Raw genomic sequence first — 17,767 nt, 5'->3', positions numbered from 1 at the left:
CTGCACGTTGTTGTACAAGGACCGTCAATTGAACCAGAACTGGCATGCCACCCTGATCCGCCACCTGCTGCTGCTGATTACCGTCTGCCTGATCGGCGGGTTGGTCAGCGGCTATTATGGCTGGAGCCTGGCCATCGGCCTGGCGCTCTACCTGGGCTGGACCCTCAAGCAACTGTTGCGCCTGCACGACTGGCTGCGCAACCACCAACCCGATGAAGCACCACCCGATGGCTACGGCCTGTGGGGGGAGGTGTTCGATAGCATCTATCACCTGCAACGCCGCGACCAGCGCGTGCGCGGCCGCCTGCAGGCGGTGATCGATCGGGTGCAGGAGTCCACCGCCGCGCTGCGTGACGCGGTGATCATGCTCGACAGCGACGGCAACCTGGAATGGTGGAACCGCGCCGCCGAAACCTTGCTGGGCTTCAAGACCCCACAGGACGGCGGCCAGCAGGTCACCAACCTGGTGCGCCACCCGCGCTTCAAGGAATACTTCGAGGCGGAGAACTACCTCGAACCGCTGGAAATCCCGTCGCCGATCAACGACCGCATGCGCTTGCAGCTGCACATCACGCGCTATGGCAACAACGAACATCTGATGCTGGTGCGTGACGTCACCCGCATCCACCAGCTGGAACAGATGCGCAAGGACTTCGTCGCCAACGTGTCCCACGAGCTGCGCACACCGCTGACGGTAATCACCGGTTACCTGGAAACCCTGCTCGACAACGTCGAAGACGTGAACCCGCGCTGGAGCCGTGCCCTGCAGCAGATGAGCCAACAGGGTTCGCGCATGCAGACCCTGCTCAACGACCTGCTGCTGCTGGCCAAGCTGGAGGCCACCGACTACCCATCGGACAATCAGCCGGTGGCGGTCGATGCCTTGCTCAATGCAATCAAGAACGATGCCCAGGCCCTGTCCGGGCCGCGCAACCAGCGCATCAGCCTTGAAGCCGCACCTGGGGTGAAACTCAAGGGCAGCGAATCGGAGCTGCGCAGTGCCTTCTCCAACCTGGTATTCAACGCGGTGAAGTACACCCAGGACGAGGGCAGCATCCGTATTCGCTGGTGGGCCGACGCCCAGGGCGCGCACCTGTCGGTGCAGGACACCGGGGTGGGGATCGATGCCAAGCACCTGCCGCGCCTGACCGAACGCTTCTACCGGGTCGACTCCAGCCGCGCATCGAATACCGGCGGCACCGGGCTGGGGCTGGCGATCGTCAAGCATGTGTTGATGCGCCACCGCGGCCGGCTGGAGATCAGCAGCGTGCCGGGGCACGGCAGCACCTTTACCTGTCATTTTGCGCCGGCACAATTGGCGAACGCCAAGGGCTGATACCGCCGCTGCAGCGCTGCCCTTGGCGGGCACGCCCGCTCCCGCAGCGGCCCGATAAGACCACCACCCTTTGCTTTTGCCGCCCCAGCCGCTACATTGGATCCCCTGTGCCAGCCAGAGCTGGCACTTTTTTTCTCTCTATCCCAAAGACGGAACCTGTAAAAACTCCATCATGGACCCTTCCCCTGGTATCAGCCTCACCTCGTTATTCGCCGACTTCGGCATGATCATCTTTGCCCTGCTGCTGGTGCTGCTCAACGGTTTCTTCGTTGCCGCCGAATTCGCCATGGTCAAGCTGCGGGCCACCCGCGTCGAGTCCATCGCCGAGCTGCATGGCTGGCGCGGCAACATCCTGCGCAAGGTACACAACCAACTCGACGCCTACCTGTCGGCCTGCCAGCTCGGCATCACCCTCGCCTCCCTCGGCCTGGGCTGGGTCGGCGAGCCCGCCTTCGCCCACTTGCTGGAGCCTTTGTTGGCCTACCTGGGCGTCGACACGCCCGAGCTGGTCAAGGCCATCTCGTTCTTCGTCGCGTTCTTCGTCATTTCGTACCTGCACATCGTGGTCGGCGAGCTGGCGCCAAAGTCCTGGGCAATCCGCAAGCCCGAGCTGCTGTCGCTGTGGACCGCCGTGCCGCTGTACCTGTTCTACTGGGCAATGTACCCGGCCATCTACCTGCTCAATGCCAGCGCCAACACCATCCTGCGCATCGCCGGCCAGGGTGAACCCGGCCCGCATCACGAACACCACTACAGCCGTGAAGAACTCAAGCTGATCCTGCACTCCAGCCGTGGCCAGGACCCCAGCGACCAGGGCATGCGCGTGCTGGCCTCGGCGGTGGAAATGGGCGAGCTGGAGGTGGTCGACTGGGCCAACTCGCGCGAGGACATGGTCAGCATCGATGCCCAGGCGCCGCTGAAGCAGATACTTGCGCTGGTGCGCCGCCACAAGTTCAGCCGCTACCCGGTGTACGACGCCGAGCGCGAGGAGTTCACCGGCCTGCTGCACATCAAGGACCTGCTGCTGGAGCTGGCGGAACTTGAGCACCTGCCCGAAACCATCGACCTGGACGATCTCGCCAGGCCACTGGAGCGCGTGTCGCGGCACATGCCGCTGGCGCAGTTGCTGGAGCAGTTCCGCAAGGGCGGCGCGCATTTCGTACTGGTGGAAGAGGCCGATGGCAAGGTGATTGGTTACCTGACCATGGAAGACGTGCTGGAAGTGCTGGTCGGCGACATCCAGGACGAGCACCGCAAGGCCGAGCGCGGCATTCTCGCCTACCAGCCGGGCAAGCTGCTGGTTCGCGGCGACACGCCGCTGTTCAAGGTCGAGCGCCTGCTGGGTATCGACCTTGACCACATCGAGGCTGAAACCCTGGCCGGGCTGGTTTATGAGACGCTCAAGCGGGTGCCTGAAGAAGAGGAAGTGCTGGAGGTCGAAGGGCTGCGCATCATCATCAAGAAGATGAAAGGCCCGAAGATCGTGCTGGCCAAGGTACTCATGCTGGATTAAATGGCTATGGGCCTGCGCAGCAGGCCCGGCAATCAAGGATTGCCCGCAGTGAAGTCCGGTAACCCGTTGATTGGCCGGTCGAACTGATAGGGTATCGATTCAAGCGCCAGCCCCACGTTGCGCTGCACCACGAAGTGCAGGTGCGGCCCGGTACTGTTGCCAGTATTGCCGGACTTGGCCAGCAGCTGCCCCTGCCGCACCCGCTGCCCCTCCGCCACGATCACCGAACCACGCAGCAAATGCAGGTACACACCCATGGTGCCGTCCGGGTGCAGGATCCGCACGAAATTGCCCGAGGGGTTTGGCCCGCGCCCGCTTTGGCGGTTTTCGGTCTTTACCACTACACCTTCCCGCGCGGCAATGATGGGGGTGCCTTCGGGCATGGCGATATCCATGGCATAGCGCCCTTTCGGCCCGAAATGGCTGACTCGGCCGTTGGGGCCCTGGGTCACACGGAACGGCCCACCGACCCAAGGGAAGGCATAGCGAAAGCCCTTCGGCCGCTTGCCCGGGTCGCCCATGGCCTGCAGCAGGGTCGAACGGTAATTCAGCAACGTCCCAGGCCGGCCCCTGAGCACGCTGAGCATCTGCGTGGTATGCGGCGGCAACACCCGGCGCACGATACGCGGCGCGTTACCGCCTTGCGCGTTCACCAGATTGTCCAGCCGCAACTCCACCTCTACCGGCACATGCAGCTGGTTGCGGGCCGAGAAGCTGACGCCGCCGTCGAAGGTTATCGCATTCAGCTTCACCTGGCCTTCGTGCATCTCGACCATGGGCTCGCGCTGCACCAAGGGTCTGGCACCAGGACCAGGCCGGTCGGTATAGGAGGTTACACGGCCATCATCGGTGATCGTGTAGATCGTCATGCCCTGGCTCGACACCGAAGCCATGAGCATTGCACAGAACAGCAGCAGGCGGGCGGGCATGATAGTGGCTTTTTGACAGTTATGATCTGTCGAAGACTAGCAGCCGGTTTTATGGCGGGTATGACAGTTGGTCGGATGGCACAACGGCTGTGCGGGCTTTTGCAGGAGCGGCCTTGCGTCGCGAAGGGCTGCAAGGCCGCGCCTGCAAAGAGGGCGGCGCGGGGCCGCGGGTCATGCGCCCGGGGTAAAGTGCTTCTGTGCAGTCCCGCGAGCAATCAGGCGCGACAGGTAGTCGAGCTTCTGTGCATCCTGGTCGACGAACTTGAACGTCAATTGCAGCCAGTCACTGTCGGGCTTGGGCTCTAGTGCCACCACGGCATGCAGGTAACCATTCAGACGCGCGACTTCGGCATTCTCGCCCTGCTCCAGGTTCAGCACGGCACCTTCCAGCACCTGCGGCAGCGTTTCGCCACGGCGAACCACCAGCAAGGCCTCTTTCAGGCTCAACGCCTTGATCACGCAGGCCTGCATGCCACTGGCCAGGCGTAACTGGCCCTGGCCGCGGCCGGTCGGCACTGGCGCAGCGGCGGCAGGGGCACTGACCGATGGCCTGGCGAGTGCCGGCGCCGCTGCCGGTGCGGTGACTTTTGCCGCGTCCGGTTTGCCGCCAGTCAAGGCACTCAGCGAATCGTTGGCGAACGCCGAGTTGACGCGCGCCGGGCCGCTGGACATCAGGCCATCGAGCTTGCCGATCTTGGTCAGGGCCTTTTTCACCTTGGTCAGCAATTGCTCGTTGGTGAACGGCTTGCCGACGAAATCGGAAACGCCGGCCTGGATCGCCTGGATGACGTTTTCCTTGTCGCCACGGCTGGTCACCATGATGAACTGCAGGTTTTTCAGCTCAGGCTGCTGACGGCACCAGGTGAGCAGTTCCAGGCCGGACATTTCCGGCATCTCCCAGTCGCACAGGACCAGGTCGAACGCTTCCTTGCCCAGCATCGCCATTGCCTTGCGACCGTTGACGGCATCGTCGATGGTCATGCCCGGGAAGGCGTTGCGCAGGCATTTGCGGACCAGGTCACGGATGAACGGGGCGTCATCCACAACCAGCACATTCACTTTACTCATCGATACTCCTTCTGAATCCCGGCTAGCCTACCGCCGAATAATGGCCATTCGCTACAACCTGGTCACGCCGGGACTTCTTCACATCGTTCGCGGGTGCCTGCCGGCTCCTCGACCGCAAACGAAAACGCCCGGCCAAGGCCGGGCGTCGATGCTCGGGAGCAACCTTATTTATCGTCAGGTTCAGCCGGAACATTAGCTTTTTCGCCATCCTCGAGCGCGGTGCCCTGCACTTCCGCAGTCATGCGCTTGAGGCCCATGTGGCGCACATCAGTGCCGCGCACCAGGTAGATCACCAGCTCGGAGATGTTGCGCGCGTGGTCGCCGATCCGCTCCAGCGAACGCAGCACCCAGATCACACTGAGCACCCGCGAGATCGAGCGCGGGTCTTCCATCATGTAGGTCACCAGCTCGCGCAGGGCGGTCTTGTATTCGCGGTCGATGGTCTTGTCGTACTGGGCCACCGACAGCGCCAGGTCGGCGTCGAAACGGGCAAAGGCGTCCAGCGCGTCGCGGACCATGTTGCGCACCTGGTCGCCGATGTGGCGCACCTCGACGTAGCCGCGCGGCGACTCGCCTTCCTCGCACAGCTGGATGGCGCGGCGGGCGATCTTGGTCGACTCGTCACCAATGCGCTCCAGGTCGATCACCGACTTGGAGATGCTGATGATCAGGCGCAGGTCGGACGCTGCCGGCTGACGACGGGCCAGGATGCGCAGGCACTCCTCGTCGATGTTGCGCTCCATCTGGTTGATCTGCTCGTCGACTTCGCGCACTTGCTGGGCCAGGCCGGAGTCGGCTTCGATCAGCGCGGTGACCGCGTCGTTGACCTGTTTCTCGACCAGCCCGCCCATGGCCAGCAGGTGGCTGCGCACCTCTTCGAGCTCGGCGTTGAACTGCTGGGAAATGTGATGGGTAAGGCTTTCTTTGTTGATCATCATTCGCTCCGCGAAGAAGCTCAAAGCTTCAAGTAATCGTCTGGTTCCCTGTGCCGCAGGGCTGCTAGCCGTAGCGACCGGTGATGTAGTCTTCGGTCTGCTTCTTCGCCGGGTTGGTGAACAGGGTATCGGTATCGCCGAATTCGACCAGCTTGCCCATGTACATGAACGCGGTGTAGTCGGAAACCCGCGCCGCCTGTTGCATGTTGTGGGTCACGATGACGATGGTGTACTTGGATTTCAATTCGTAGATCAGTTCCTCGACCTTCAGGGTTGAGATCGGGTCCAGCGCCGAGCACGGTTCGTCGAGCAACAGCACCTCCGGCTCCACGGCGATGGTGCGGGCGATGACCAGGCGCTGCTGCTGGCCGCCGGACAGGCCCAGGGCCGAGTCGTGCAAGCGGTCCTTGACCTCATCCCACAGGGCCGCGCCCTTCAGCGCCCACTCGACCGCTTCGTCGAGTACGCGCTTCTTGTTGATGCCCTGGATACGCAGGCCGTAGACCACGTTCTCGTAGATGGTCTTGGGGAACGGGTTGGGCTTCTGGAACACCATGCCGACACGGCGGCGCAGCTCGGCCACGTCTTCGCCCTTGCGGTAGATGTTGTGGCCGTACAGGTTGATGGCGCCTTCCACGCGGCAGCCGTCAACCAGGTCGTTCATGCGGTTGAAGGTGCGCAGCAGGGTCGACTTGCCGCAGCCGGACGGGCCGATGAAAGCGGTTACACGCTGCTTGGGAATGTTCATCTGCACGTCGAACAGTGCTTGTTTGTCGCCATAGAACAGGCTCAGGCCCGGTACCTCGATGGCCACGGTTTCTTCGGCCAGGCGCAGGCTTTGCTTGTCGCGGCCCAGGGCAGACATGTCGATGCCGTGGGCGTGGGATTCTTGCTGCATGGTCAACTCCATACGCTAACAATTCGTTTCAAAGGGCCGCGCCACTTGGGCGCGGCACGCTTGTGATCAGGATCAGCTGTCGAGGGCTTTGTACTTCTCGCGCAAGTGGTTGCGGATCCACACGGCCGAGAGGTTGAGGGCCGCGATCACCAGCACCAGCAGCAGCGCCGTGGCATATACCAGCGGCCGCGCGGCTTCGACGTTGGGGCTCTGGAAGCCGACATCGTAAATGTGGAAGCCCAGGTGCATGATCTTCTGGTCCAGGTGCAGGTACGGGTAGTTCCCGTCCACCGGCAGCGACGGCGCCAGCTTGACCACGCCCACCAGCATCAGCGGCGCCACTTCACCCGCGGCGCGGGCCACGGCCAGGATCATGCCGGTCATCATGGCCGGGCTGGCCATGGGCAGAACGATCTTCCACAGGGTCTCGGCCTTGGTTGCACCCAGGGCCAGCGAGCCTTCGCGCACGGTGCGCGGAATACGCGCCAGGCCTTCCTCGGTGGCCACGATCACCACCGGCACCGCCAGCAGCGCCAAGGTCAGCGATGCCCACAGCAGGCCCGGGGTACCCAGGGTGGGTGCCGGTAGCGCCTCGGGGAAGAACAGACGGTCGATCGAACCACCCAGCACGTAGACGAAGAAGCCCAGGCCGAACACCCCGTAGACGATCGCCGGCACACCGGCCAGGTTGTTCACCGCGATGCGGATCAGCCGGGTTACCGGACCCTGCCTGGCGTATTCACGCAGGTAGACAGCAGCCAGCACACCAAACGGGGTAACGATGACAGCCATGATCAAGGTCATCATCACGGTACCGAAGATGGCCGGGAAGATACCGCCTTCGGTGTTGGCTTCACGCGGGTCATCGCTGAGGAATTCCCAGACCTTGGTGAAATAGCTGCCCAGCTTGGTGAAGCCGGACATGGCGTTCGGCTGGATCGCGTGCACCACCTTGCTCAGGTTGATTTCCACTTCACGGCCATTGCCATCGCGGGCCACCAGGCTGTCACGGGCGAAGGCCTGGTGCAGGCCGGTCAGGCGCTCCTCGATGGCCTTGTAGCGGCTGTTCAGCTCGGCGCGGTCGGCGTCCAGGTCGGCCTGGGCGGCGGCATCCAGCTTGCCGTCCAGTTCCAGCTTGCGCGCTTGCAGGCGCAGGCGCTCGAGGCCATGGTTGATGGCGCCGATGTCTTTCTTCTCCAGGCTTTGCAGCTCGCTGCTCAGTTGGTTGGCGCGCTTGAGGCGGGCCTGCAGCTCGCTCCAGGCGGCGGACCCCTCGGCGACCACACGGCCTTGTTCCTTGACGCTGACCAGGTAGCCATAGAAGTTGCCCCACTCGCGGCGCTCCAGGGCAATCAGGTCGGCTGGGTGCTGTTCATCGACCAGCCACTCTCCGACCACCCAGGTGAAGTCGCTGCCGTTGAGGTCGCGGTTACCGACCTTGATCAGTTCCCGGGTCATGAACTCCGGACCCTGGTCAGGCACCGGCAGGCCGGCGCCCTTCAGGCGCGCCCGGGGTACTTCCTCCTTCTGCACCACTTCGCCGATGACGACGTGATCGGCCTGGCCCGGCACCTTGTAGGTGGCCTGGACAAGATCAGCCGGCCAGAAGTGGCCCAGGCCGCGCACGGCGATCACCGCGAGCAGGCCGACGGTCATGATCACCGCCATGGCCACCGCGCCGCCGCTCATCCAGACGCCCGGGGCGCCACTCTTGAACCAGCCTTTGAGGGAATCCTTTTTCACGGATCGCTACCTTTCTATCAAAGCGACGAGTATTTCTTGCGCAGACGCTGGCGAATCAGCTCGGCCAAGGTGTTCATGATGAACGTGAACATCAGCAGCACCAGCGCGGCCAGGAACAGCACGCGATAGTGGCTGCCGCCGACTTCCGATTCCGGCATTTCCACGGCCACGTTGGCAGCCAGGGTACGCATGCCCTCGAACAGGTTCAGCTCCATCACCGGGGTGTTGCCGGTGGCCATCAGCACGATCATGGTCTCACCCACCGCCCGGCCCATACCGATCATCAACGCCGAGAAGATCCCTGGGCTGGCGGTGAGGATGACCACACGGGTCAGGGTCTGCCAGGGCGTGGCACCGAGCGCCAGGGAGCCCAAGGTCAGGCTGCGCGGCACGCTGAACACGGCATCTTCGGCGATGGAGTAGATGTTCGGGATGACCGCGAAGCCCATGGCGATACCCACCACCAAGGCGTTGCGCTGGTCGTAGGTGATACCCAGGTCGTTGGTGATCCACAGGCGCATGTCACCGCCGAAGAACCAGGTTTCCAGGAGCGGGCTCATGTACAAGGCGAACCAGCCGATCACCAGAATCACCGGGATCAGGATGGCCGCCTCCCAGCCATCCGGAATGCGCAGGCGGATCGACTCGGGCAGTCGGCTCCAGGCGAAGCCTGCCGCGAGGATGCCGATCGGCATGATCACGAACAGGCTGAAGACGCCCGGCAGGTGGCCTTCCAGGTACGGGGCGAGGAACAGGCCGGCGAAGAAGCCGAGGATCACCGTCGGCATCGCTTCCATCAGCTCGATCACCGGCTTGACCTTGCGACGCATGCCCGGGGCCATGAAGTAGGCGGTGTAGATGGCTGCGGCAATCGCCAGCGGGGCCGCCAGCACCATGGCGTAGAACGCGGCCTTGAGGGTACCGAAGGTCAGCGGCGACAGGCTCAGCTTGGGCTCGAAGTCAGTATTCGAGGCAGTCGACTGCCAGACGTACTTCGGCTCGTCATAGTTCTCGTACCAGACCTTGCCCCACAGTGCACTGAAGGAAATTTCCGGATGCGGGTTGCGCAGGCTCAGTGGCAGCAGCTTGCCGCCCTCTTCGATCATGATGCGATTGGCGCGTGGCGACAGGGCCAGGATGCCGGCCCCTTCGGCGGCCTGCTCGACCAGCAGGGTACGGTGCGCCGTGCTGTGGAACACGCCCAGCTTGCCTTCGGCATCCAGGGCAATGAAGCCCTTGCGGCGCTCTTCGGCGTCGATCTGCACGATCGGGGCCTTGCCCAGCTGGAAGCTGCGGATCTGCTTGAAGCGCGATTCCCCATCCGGGTCGCGGGCCATGAACCACTGGGTCAACCCGCCTTTGGAGTCGCCCATGATCAGCGAGATGCCGCCGACCAGCTGGGCTGTGGCGGTGATTTCGGTGTCCGCACTTTCAGTCAGCTTGTAACGGCCGTTGAGGCTCTTGTCGCGCAGGCTGAAGACGTCGGCCGTGGCGCGACCGTTGATCACGTACAGCCAATGCTGACGCGGGTCGATGAAGATGTTCTTCACCGTTTCGGTCATCTGCGGCAGTTCGATGCGGTTCTGCTCGGTGGTGACCTCGCCGGTCATCATGTTTTCGCTGCGGGCCAGCTCGACCACCTGCAGGTGAGCGCCAGTAGAACCGGCCAGCAGCAGGGCGTCGCCATTGACGTTGACGCTGACATGCTCCAGCGCGCGGCCCTGGTCATCGAGCACGACCGGTTGCTCGCCGTACGGGTAGTCGATGCCAGGGTCGATGGTTTTCTTGTTGTCGGGGTAGGTCACCTTGTAGCTGTGGTGGAACACCAGGGCCTGACCATTGGACAAGCCCAGCACCACCAGCGGGCTTCCCGGCTGGTCGGCACTGATCGAGGTAACCTGCGTGCCTGCCGGCAGCGGCAGGGTGATCTGCTTGAGCGCGTTACCGGTCTTGGTATCGAAGAACAGTGCCTGGCCCTTGTCCGAAACGCGCATGCCCACCAGGTTCTGCTCTTCAAGCGCAATCATCAGCGGCTTGCCCGCATCCTGTTGCAGCCAGGTTGGCTCCAGCGCTTTCTTGCTGGTCAGTTCGGCGCCCTGGAACAGTGGCAACACCACATAGGCCAGGTAGAAGAAGATCAAGGTGATTGCCGCCAATACGGCAAGCCCGCCCACCAGTACATACCAGCGGGTCAGGCGGTCCTTGAGTGCGCGCATGCGGCGCTTGCGTTGCAACTCCGGCGTATTGAAGTCAATCCGCTCGGGCTGGGTATTTTGGGTCATGGTGGAGTTGGCCAGATCATTCATGCGCACACCCTAGCGATCCCGTATGACAAAAACATTACAAAGTAGTGACGCACGAAAGCCCGCCGCACAGTAAGCCTGGCTTCGGGCTGGGAAATCGTGGAAGAGGCCGGCCATTCGCGCCGGCCTCCGCCTCAGTTACTTACTTTTTTGCGACGTTACCCGAGTGGGACAGGCCCAGGTCAGCCAGGGTCTTGTCGACGACCTTGGCCGGCAGCGGGATGTAGCCATCCTTCACCACCACCTGCTGGCCAGCTTGCGACAGCACCAGCTTGACGAACTCAGCCTCCAGCGGAGCCAGCGGCTTGTTCGGTGCCTTGTTGACGTACACGTACAGGAAGCGCGACAGCGGGTATTTGCCGTTCAGCGCGTTGGTTTCGTTATCTTCGACGAACTCGCCGCCCTCTTTCTTGGCCAGGGCGACCGTCTTGACGCTGGCAGTCTTGTAACCAATGCCCGAGTAGCCGATGCCGTTCAGCGAGGAGCTGATCGACTGCACGACCGAAGCCGAACCAGGCTGTTCGTTGACGTTAGGCTTGAAGTCGCCTTTGCACAGGGCTTCTTCCTTGAAGTAGCCGTAGGTGCCGGATACCGAGTTGCGGCCGAACAGCTGGATTGGCTTGTTGGCCAGGTCGCCGGTCACGCCCAGGTCACCCCAGGTCTTGACGTCGGCTTTGCCACCGCACAGGCGGGTGGAGGAGAAGATGGCGTCGACCTGGGCCATGGTCAGGCCTTTGATCGGGTTGTCCTTGTGCACGAACACGGCCAGGGCATCGACGGCAACCGGGATGGCGGTTGGTTTGTAGCCGTACTTCTGCTCGAAGGCCTGCAGCTCGACGTCCTTCATCTTGCGGCTCATCGGGCCGAGGTTGGCAGTGCCTTCGGTCAGCGCAGGTGGCGCGGTAGAAGAGCCGGCCGCCTGGATCTGGATGTTTACGTTCGGGTATTCCTTCTTGTAGGCCTCGGCCCACAGAGTCATCAGGTTCGCGAGGGTGTCGGAACCGACGCTGGAGAGGTTGCCCGAAACACCGGTGGTCTTGGTGTAGGTCGGGATTGCAGGATCGACAGCGGCTACCGCGTTGGCGGTTGCAACGCCAGCGGCGGCAAAGGTGAGGGCCGCCATCAAACGCTTCAGTTTCATGCCTTGCTCCTAGCAGGAATAGGGGGTGTTGGATGGAACGGGCCCAAGTATCTGCAGGCCGCATGAATACGATATGACTTGAATGTGACAATTGGATGAAATGCCATCACCTACCAGCTGCCTGGCAACACGTGTGGAACGGCCTTGTGTCGCGATGGGCGGCGCAGCCCATCGCGACACAAGGCCGTTCCTACAACAGGTCAGCGCTTGTTGGCGAGCAGGTACAGGCCCACGGCCAGGCCAACGGCACACAACCCCGCCACATAATAGGCAGGCGCCATCGGGCTGACTTTCAACAAGGCGGTCACCACCATCGGCGTCAACCCGCCAAAGATCGCGTAGGCCACGTTGTACGAGAACGACAGCCCGCTGAACCGCACCACCGCTGGAAATGCCTTGACCATCACATAAGGCACTGCACCGATCACACCCACGCACAAACCGGTAACCGCATACAGCGGGAACAGCAGCTCAGGCCGGGTCGGCAGGCTGTGGTAGAAAGTCCAGGAGCTCGCCAGCAGCAGCAGACTGCCGATCACGAACACCCGGCCCGCGCCAAAGCGGTCAGCCAGGCTGCCAGCGCCGATGCAGCCGAAGCTGAGCAGCACGATCGCCAGGCTGTTGGCCTTGAGGGAGTCGGTCGGGCTGATGTGGTAGATGCTCTGCAGCAGCGCCGGGGTCATCAGGATGACTACCACGATGCCGGCAGACAGCATCCAGGTCAGCAGCATCGACAGCACGATCGGGCCACGATGATCACGCAGCACGGCACGCAGCGGCAGCTCCTCGGCCAGCGCCTTGCGCTGCTGCATCTCGGCAAATACCGGGGTTTCGTGCAACCAGCGGCGCAGGTACACCGAGAACAGGCCGAACACACCACCCAGCAGGAACGGAATACGCCAGGCGTACCCAGCCACTTCGTCCGCGCTGTACACGCTGTTGATCAGGGTGGCTACCAGCGAGCCAAGCAAGATACCCGCAGTGAGGCCGGCCGTGAGGGTACCGCAGGCGTAGCCGGTGTTGCGCGCCGGCACGTGCTCCGACACGAACACCCACGCACCCGGGACCTCGCCACCGATTGCCGCGCCTTGGATCACCCGCATCAGCAGCAGCAGGATCGGCGCCCACAGGCCGATCTGTGCGTAAGTCGGCAACAGGCCCATGATCAGTGTCGGCAGGGCCATCATGAAGATACTCAGGGTAAACATCTTCTTGCGCCCGAGCAGGTCACCAAAATGGGCCATGATGATGCCGCCCAACGGTCGCGCCAGATAGCCGGCGGCGAAGATGCCGAAGGTTTGCATCAGGCGCAGCCATTCGGGCATGTCGGCGGGGAAGAACAGCTTGCCGACCACCGTGGCGAAGAATACGAAAATGATGAAGTCGTAGAACTCCAGCGCGCCGCCCAGCGCGGACAGTGAAAGGGTCTTGTAGTCACTGCGGGTCAGCGGCCGCGAGGGCTGCTCGATACTGCTCGGCACGGAAGTCATCGCTGATTGTTCTCTTTGTAGGGCATGCAGGCCGCTTGGCACGCGGCTTCTGGATTGGTGACAGAGCAAGATAGCAAATTGCCGAGCTGCGCCGGAAGCGATACAAAATCCATACACATATTCATGAATGCGCGGTCGTCGCTGGCCGATATGCTCTATATACTGCCGATTCGTAGGAAACGGTCGCTCCTAACGTGGGATGTTGTGCGAAAACGCCGGTCATTATTCTCAGGCGGTTTCGCAGAGTTTCCCTACGGCCGCCCACTGAAACGAAATCGGCGTAGTATGTTTCAAGCTGAATCGTTTACCCGGCCTTTGCGCCACACCAACGAAAAGCGTCACGGGTCAGAGGCCCCATCGCATGATTGAGCTCGAACAAGAAGATCCTATCCCGCAGGGCGACCTGGCCTTGCAGATCACCGCACTCCCGCGCGAGACCAACGGGTTTGGCGATATCTTTGGCGGCTGGTTGGTCGCCCAGATGGACCTGGCCGGTACCGCCATGGCCAGCCGTGTCGCCGGAGGCCGGGTGGCCACCGTGGCCATCGACCGCATGGCCTTCCTGGTGCCAGTGGCCGTTGGCGCACAGTTGTCTTTCTATACCCAGACCCTGGAAATCGGCCGCAGCTCGATCCAGATGATGGTCGAAGTGTGGAGCGACGACCCGCTGTCCAGCGAATGGCGCAAGGTTACCGAAGCGGTGTTCGTGTTCGTCGCCATCGACGGCAGTGGGCGTACCCGCTCCGTACCTCGTCGCTGAGCCCTGCCGGCGGTAAACTCATTGCATGTGCCCGGGTCCAAGGCCCACTGGCAATCAATGAGATGAACACAATGGCTTCCTTCCAGGTCGTAACCGAGCAACATGGCGAACTCAACTGCTGGCGTATCAGCAGCAACCACGCCGAACTCCTGATCGCCCAGCAAGGCGCGCAGATCCTCAGCTACCAGTGCGTCGGCCAGCCACCACTGTTGTGGCTGAGCGACCAGGCCATTTTCCGCCAGGGCAAGTCGGTACGCGCCGGGGTGCCGGTGTGCTGGCCATGGTTCGGCAACCTGCAGCGCAACCCGCAAGCCGTGCAGGCCATGTACCACGGTGAACAGGCACCCGCCCACGGCCTGGCGCGGACCCGTGATTGGCAACTGCTGGGCATCGAAGAAGCGGGCGACGGGCTGCGTATCGAGTTCGAGCTGCCCGAAGCGCAGGGTAACCTGCCCGACTGGCCCCACGACGTAGAGCTGAAGTTGCTGGTGGAGCTGGGCGCGGACCTGAAGCTGAGCCTGACCAGCCGCAACATGGGCAACACCCCGGTCATCCTCAGCCAGGCCCTGCACAGCTACTTTGCAGTCAGCGATGTGCGGCAGGTACGGGTTGAAGGTGTCGAAGGGCTGGGCTACATCGAGACCTTGGCCGACTGGGAGCAGCGCCAGCAGCAAGGCGCGCTGGCGTTCATCGGTGAGACTGACCGCATCTACCTCGCCACCCCGGCGCAACTGAGCATTGTCGACCCGCACTGGAACCGGCGCATCACCCTGACCAGCAGTGGGTCACGTTCGGCGGTGATCTGGAACCCCTGGACCGAGCGGGCCAAGGAGTTGCCGGACATGGCCGATGACGGCTGGCAGCGGATGCTGTGCATCGAGACGGCGAATGTGTGGGATGACCTGGTGGAGTTGAAGCCAGGGGCCAGCAGTTCGCTGGGGGTCAGGATTGGCTGTGAAATGATCTGAGTCTTGCAGTGCCTGTTCGGGCCCTCTCGCGGGTAAACCCGCTCCCACAGGGTCTCCACAATATTCAAGGTTTGTGGAGACCTGTGGGAGCGGGTTTACCCGCGAAAGGGCCGGTGCAGGCGATCAGAGGTCTGCATCCTCCACCACCCGCACCTTCCCCGCATCCAGCGCATAGGCCGCATCGGCCAGGTCGTTGCTGACCTTTTCCACCTTCAGCGTGCCGCTGACCCACAGCGGTGTGTAGATGTCATCGATCTTCAGGCCTTTCGGGTAGCGCACCAGCACCAGCTGGTTCGGCGGCGGTGGCGGCACATGGATGCAGGCGCCCGGGTATGGCACCAGGAAGAACAACGTACTGTTGCCCTTGGCGTCACTCTCCAGCGGCACTGGATAGCCGCCCAGACGGATATCCTTGCCGTTCATGGCTGCCACGGTCTTGGTCGAGTACATCACCGCGGGCAGGCCCTTGCTCTGCTTCAAGCCGCCCTTGGCGGTGAAGGTACCCATGGCTTCCGGCGAATTATGGTCGATCTCGGGCATCTGCTCGAGCGCCTTCTGGTCCGACTTGGGCATCAGCTCCAGCCAGTCGGTTTCGGGCAGTTCGGCATGGGCCAGGGCGCTGGCCAGCAGCAGGGGGGCGAGGAAAAGGGCACGCATGAAAATGCTCGGCAACTCGAAGGAATTGCCGGGCATTCTAACCAGTATTCAACGTTTCTTGATGAATCCGTAGATCACCAGCAGGACGACCGCACCCACCAGCGCGCCAAAGAAGCCTGCAGCCTGCCCGGCCTGGTAGATACCCAGCGCCTGGCCGCCATAGGTTGCCAGCAGCGAGCCAGCGATACCCAGCAGGATGGTCATGATCCAGCCCATGCTGTCGTCGCCCGGTTTGATGAAACGAGCCAGCAGGCCGACGATGAGGCCGATGAAGATGGTTCCAATGATGCCCATGGCGATCCCTCTGCAATGAAGAATGGAACAAGCCAAAGCCTAGACAGCGCTTTGGCATGTTGCCATTTCAGAGGGTAGGTGGCGGGTAGAAGTTCGATCAGTTGCCGATCAGGGCTTCTACTTCGGCAATCTTGCGCTCCAGGGTAGCCATGTCGTGGCAACGCAGGGTGGCGTGGCCGACCTTGCGCCCGGCCTTGAATGCCTTGCCGTAATGGTGCAGATGGCAATCATCGATGGCGATCACCTTGTCTACAGCCGGCACTTCACCGATGAAGTTGAGCATCGCGCTCTCGCCCACCTTGGCGGTCGAACCCAGTGGCAGGCCGGCAACGGCACGCAGGTGGTTCTCGAACTGGCTGCACTCGGCGCCTTCGATGGTCCAGTGGCCGGAGTTGTGCACGCGCGGGGCGATTTCGTTGGCCTTCAGGCCGCCGTCGACTTCGAAGAACTCGAAGGCCAGCACGCCGACATAGTCGAGCTGCTTGAGCACGCGGCCCACGTAGTCTTCGGCCAGGGCCTGCAGTGGGTGCGCCTGGCTGGCGACCGACAGGCGCAGGATGCCGCTTTCATGGGTGTTGTGCACCAGCGGGTAGAAACGGGTTTCGCCATCACGGGCACGCACGGCTACCAGCGACACTTCGCCGGTGAACGGGACAAAGCCCTCCAGCAAGCAGGGCACGCTGCCCAGTTCGGCGAAGGTACCGACCACGTCCTCAGGCGTGCGCAGTACCTTTTGGCCCTTGCCGTCGTAACCCAGGGTACGGGTCTTCAGCACGGCCGGCAGGCCGATGCTGGCCACCGCAGCGTCCAGGTCTGCCTGCGAGAGGATGTCAGCGAAGGCCGGGGTGGGGATACCCAGGTCACGGAACATGCTTTTCTCGAACAGGCGGTCGCGGGCGATGCGCAGCGCCTCGGCGCTGGGGTAAACCGGCACGAACTGCGAGAGGAAGGCCACGGTTTCGGCCGGCACGCTTTCGAACTCGAAGGTCACCAGGTCGACTTCGTCGGCCAGTTGGCGCAGGTGGTCCTGGTCGCCGTAGTCGGCGCGCAGGTGCTCGCCCAGTGGCGCGGCGCAGGCGTCCGGGGCCGGGTCGAGGAAGGCGAAATTCATGCCCAGCGGGGTACCCGCCAAGGCCAGCATGCGGCCCAGCTGGCCGCCACCAATTACACCGATCTTCATGGGTAGAGCCTCAAGCCTGGCGCGGGTCTGGGTTGTCCAGCACGGTCTCGGTCTGCTCCGTGCGGAACTGCTTGAGCGCCGTGTGGTACTGCGGGTATTTGGCACCGAGGATGCTGGCCGACAGCAGCGCAGCATTGACTGCACCGGCCCGGCCGATGGCCAGGGTGGCAACCGGCACGCCGGCGGGCATCTGCACGATCGACAGCAGCGAATCGACGCCCGACAACATCGACGATTGTACTGGCACGCCCAGCACCGGCAGGTGGGTCTTCGCCGCGCACATGCCAGGCAGGTGGGCTGCACCACCGGCACCGGCGATGATCACCTCGATGCCCCGCCCTTCAGCCTCTTCGGCGTACTGGAACAGCAAGTCCGGGGTGCGGTGGGCGGAAACCACCTTCACTTCGTAGGGAATGCCGAGTTTTTCCAGCATATCGGCGGTGTGGCTAAGGGTGGACCAATCGGACTTGGAGCCCATGATCACGCCAACCAGTGCACTCATCGTCGAGCCTCTTCGCTTGTGCGCCCTTGGGCGCGTCAAAAAACAACAAG

At 62.9% G+C, this 17,767-nt stretch carries 16 protein-coding genes; 4 read left to right on the top strand and 12 right to left on the bottom strand.

All coding sequences use genetic code 11. The features are described 5' to 3' along the window. Positions 1 to 28 precede the first annotated feature (28 nt). The gene (gene phoR, locus QSV36_RS01370; protein ID WP_289129149.1) at positions 29 to 1,336 is read left to right on the top strand and encodes a phosphate regulon sensor histidine kinase PhoR; all 1,308 of its coding nucleotides are present in this window, start codon (positions 29 to 31) and stop codon (positions 1,334 to 1,336) included. Positions 1,337 to 1,508: 172 nt separating this feature from the next. Next, entirely contained in the window at positions 1,509 to 2,849 is a 1,341-nt protein-coding gene (locus tag QSV36_RS01365) for a hemolysin family protein (RefSeq protein WP_289129147.1), read from the top strand. Positions 2,850 to 2,881: 32 nt separating this feature from the next. Here QSV36_RS01365 and QSV36_RS01360 read toward each other — a convergent pair whose 3' ends face one another. The 8 genes from QSV36_RS01360 to QSV36_RS01325 form a co-directional block, all read right to left on the bottom strand. Then, positions 2,882 to 3,778, bottom strand: a complete 897-nt coding sequence (locus QSV36_RS01360; protein ID WP_289129144.1) for a M23 family metallopeptidase — start codon at positions 3,776 to 3,778, stop codon at positions 2,882 to 2,884. 171 nt (positions 3,779 to 3,949) lie between these two features. Next, a complete protein-coding gene (locus QSV36_RS01355; protein ID WP_289129142.1) occupies positions 3,950 to 4,846 on the bottom strand; it encodes a response regulator in 897 nt (298 codons plus the stop codon). 164 nt (positions 4,847 to 5,010) lie between these two features. Then, the gene (phoU, locus tag QSV36_RS01350; protein WP_225779785.1) at positions 5,011 to 5,781 is read right to left on the bottom strand and encodes a phosphate signaling complex protein PhoU; all 771 of its coding nucleotides are present in this window, start codon (positions 5,779 to 5,781) and stop codon (positions 5,011 to 5,013) included. Between the two features lie 64 nt (positions 5,782 to 5,845). After that, positions 5,846 to 6,679 (bottom strand): phosphate ABC transporter ATP-binding protein PstB, encoded by an 834-nt coding sequence (pstB, locus tag QSV36_RS01345; protein WP_084855420.1) that lies wholly within the window; start codon positions 6,677 to 6,679, stop codon positions 5,846 to 5,848. A 72-nt stretch (positions 6,680 to 6,751) separates the two neighbouring features. Next, positions 6,752 to 8,368 (bottom strand): phosphate ABC transporter permease PstA, encoded by a 1,617-nt coding sequence (gene pstA, locus QSV36_RS01340; protein ID WP_289129207.1) that lies wholly within the window; start codon positions 8,366 to 8,368, stop codon positions 6,752 to 6,754. A gap of 71 nt (positions 8,369 to 8,439) precedes the next feature. Then, positions 8,440 to 10,728 carry an ABC transporter permease subunit gene (locus tag QSV36_RS01335; RefSeq protein ID WP_289129137.1) on the bottom strand — a complete coding sequence of 763 codons (2,289 nt, stop codon included), beginning with the start codon at positions 10,726 to 10,728 and terminating at the stop codon, positions 8,440 to 8,442. 139 nt (positions 10,729 to 10,867) lie between these two features. Then, complete coding sequence (locus tag QSV36_RS01330) at positions 10,868 to 11,866, bottom strand: phosphate ABC transporter substrate-binding protein PstS (RefSeq protein ID WP_289129135.1); 999 nt, start codon at positions 11,864 to 11,866, stop codon at positions 10,868 to 10,870. Positions 11,867 to 12,066: 200 nt separating this feature from the next. Next, entirely contained in the window at positions 12,067 to 13,356 is a 1,290-nt protein-coding gene (locus QSV36_RS01325; protein ID WP_289129134.1) for an MFS transporter, read from the bottom strand. A 361-nt stretch (positions 13,357 to 13,717) separates the two neighbouring features. Between QSV36_RS01325 and QSV36_RS01320 the strand changes: the two genes are divergently transcribed. Together QSV36_RS01320 and QSV36_RS01315 are read left to right on the top strand one after the other, a co-directional pair. Beyond that, a complete protein-coding gene (locus QSV36_RS01320) occupies positions 13,718 to 14,116 on the top strand; it encodes an acyl-CoA thioesterase (RefSeq protein ID WP_003253317.1) in 399 nt (132 codons plus the stop codon). 71 nt (positions 14,117 to 14,187) lie between these two features. After that, positions 14,188 to 15,084: a D-hexose-6-phosphate mutarotase gene (locus tag QSV36_RS01315; RefSeq protein WP_289129131.1), complete on the top strand. Its 897-nt coding sequence runs from the start codon at positions 14,188 to 14,190 to the stop codon at positions 15,082 to 15,084. 123 nt (positions 15,085 to 15,207) lie between these two features. Here the strand turns inward: QSV36_RS01315 and QSV36_RS01310 are convergent, their stop codons facing one another. The 4 genes from QSV36_RS01310 to purE form a co-directional block, all read right to left on the bottom strand. Next, the gene (locus QSV36_RS01310) at positions 15,208 to 15,777 is read right to left on the bottom strand and encodes a DUF3299 domain-containing protein (RefSeq protein WP_289129128.1); all 570 of its coding nucleotides are present in this window, start codon (positions 15,775 to 15,777) and stop codon (positions 15,208 to 15,210) included. 12 nt (positions 15,778 to 15,789) lie between these two features. Further along, positions 15,790 to 16,035, bottom strand: coding sequence for a GlsB/YeaQ/YmgE family stress response membrane protein (locus tag QSV36_RS01305; protein WP_010955824.1), 246 nt, complete (start codon positions 16,033 to 16,035; stop codon positions 15,790 to 15,792). 97 nt (positions 16,036 to 16,132) lie between these two features. Next, positions 16,133 to 17,215: a 5-(carboxyamino)imidazole ribonucleotide synthase gene (locus QSV36_RS01300; protein WP_289129125.1), complete on the bottom strand. Its 1,083-nt coding sequence runs from the start codon at positions 17,213 to 17,215 to the stop codon at positions 16,133 to 16,135. 10 nt (positions 17,216 to 17,225) lie between these two features. Next, positions 17,226 to 17,717, bottom strand: coding sequence for a 5-(carboxyamino)imidazole ribonucleotide mutase (purE, locus tag QSV36_RS01295; protein WP_170033866.1), 492 nt, complete (start codon positions 17,715 to 17,717; stop codon positions 17,226 to 17,228). Positions 17,718 to 17,767 lie beyond the last annotated feature (50 nt).

Source organism: Pseudomonas sp. BCRC 81390 (assembly GCF_030341915.1).
In the GTDB taxonomy this organism is placed as follows: domain Bacteria; phylum Pseudomonadota; class Gammaproteobacteria; order Pseudomonadales; family Pseudomonadaceae; genus Aquipseudomonas.
This window is presented reverse-complemented; position numbering and strand designations above follow the sequence as displayed.

What these genes read in the sequence shown, in the direction of transcription:
- QSV36_RS01355 (WP_289129142.1), bottom strand. Translation starts at nt 4,846, where the DNA reads ATGAGTAAAGTGAATGTGCTGGTTGTGGATGACGCCCCGTTCATCCGT.
- QSV36_RS01305 (WP_010955824.1), bottom strand. Translation starts at nt 16,035, where the DNA reads ATGGGCATCATTGGAACCATCTTCATCGGCCTCATCGTCGGCCTGCTG.
- QSV36_RS01310 (WP_289129128.1), bottom strand. Translation starts at nt 15,777, where the DNA reads ATGCCCGGCAATTCCTTCGAGTTGCCGAGCATTTTCATGCGTGCCCTT.
- QSV36_RS01335 (WP_289129137.1), bottom strand. Translation starts at nt 10,728, where the DNA reads ATGAATGATCTGGCCAACTCCACCATGACCCAAAATACCCAGCCCGAG.
- pstB (WP_084855420.1), bottom strand. Translation starts at nt 6,679, where the DNA reads ATGCAGCAAGAATCCCACGCCCACGGCATCGACATGTCTGCCCTGGGC.
- purE (WP_170033866.1), bottom strand. Translation starts at nt 17,717, where the DNA reads ATGAGTGCACTGGTTGGCGTGATCATGGGCTCCAAGTCCGATTGGTCC.
- phoU (WP_225779785.1), bottom strand. Translation starts at nt 5,781, where the DNA reads ATGATCAACAAAGAAAGCCTTACCCATCACATTTCCCAGCAGTTCAAC.
- QSV36_RS01320 (WP_003253317.1), top strand. Translation starts at nt 13,718, where the DNA reads ATGATTGAGCTCGAACAAGAAGATCCTATCCCGCAGGGCGACCTGGCC.
- QSV36_RS01300 (WP_289129125.1), bottom strand. Translation starts at nt 17,215, where the DNA reads ATGAAGATCGGTGTAATTGGTGGCGGCCAGCTGGGCCGCATGCTGGCC.
- QSV36_RS01360 (WP_289129144.1), bottom strand. Translation starts at nt 3,778, where the DNA reads ATGCCCGCCCGCCTGCTGCTGTTCTGTGCAATGCTCATGGCTTCGGTG.
- QSV36_RS01365 (WP_289129147.1), top strand. Translation starts at nt 1,509, where the DNA reads ATGGACCCTTCCCCTGGTATCAGCCTCACCTCGTTATTCGCCGACTTC.
- QSV36_RS01315 (WP_289129131.1), top strand. Translation starts at nt 14,188, where the DNA reads ATGGCTTCCTTCCAGGTCGTAACCGAGCAACATGGCGAACTCAACTGC.
- pstA (WP_289129207.1), bottom strand. Translation starts at nt 8,368, where the DNA reads ATGAGCGGCGGCGCGGTGGCCATGGCGGTGATCATGACCGTCGGCCTG.
- QSV36_RS01325 (WP_289129134.1), bottom strand. Translation starts at nt 13,356, where the DNA reads ATGACTTCCGTGCCGAGCAGTATCGAGCAGCCCTCGCGGCCGCTGACC.
- QSV36_RS01330 (WP_289129135.1), bottom strand. Translation starts at nt 11,866, where the DNA reads ATGAAACTGAAGCGTTTGATGGCGGCCCTCACCTTTGCCGCCGCTGGC.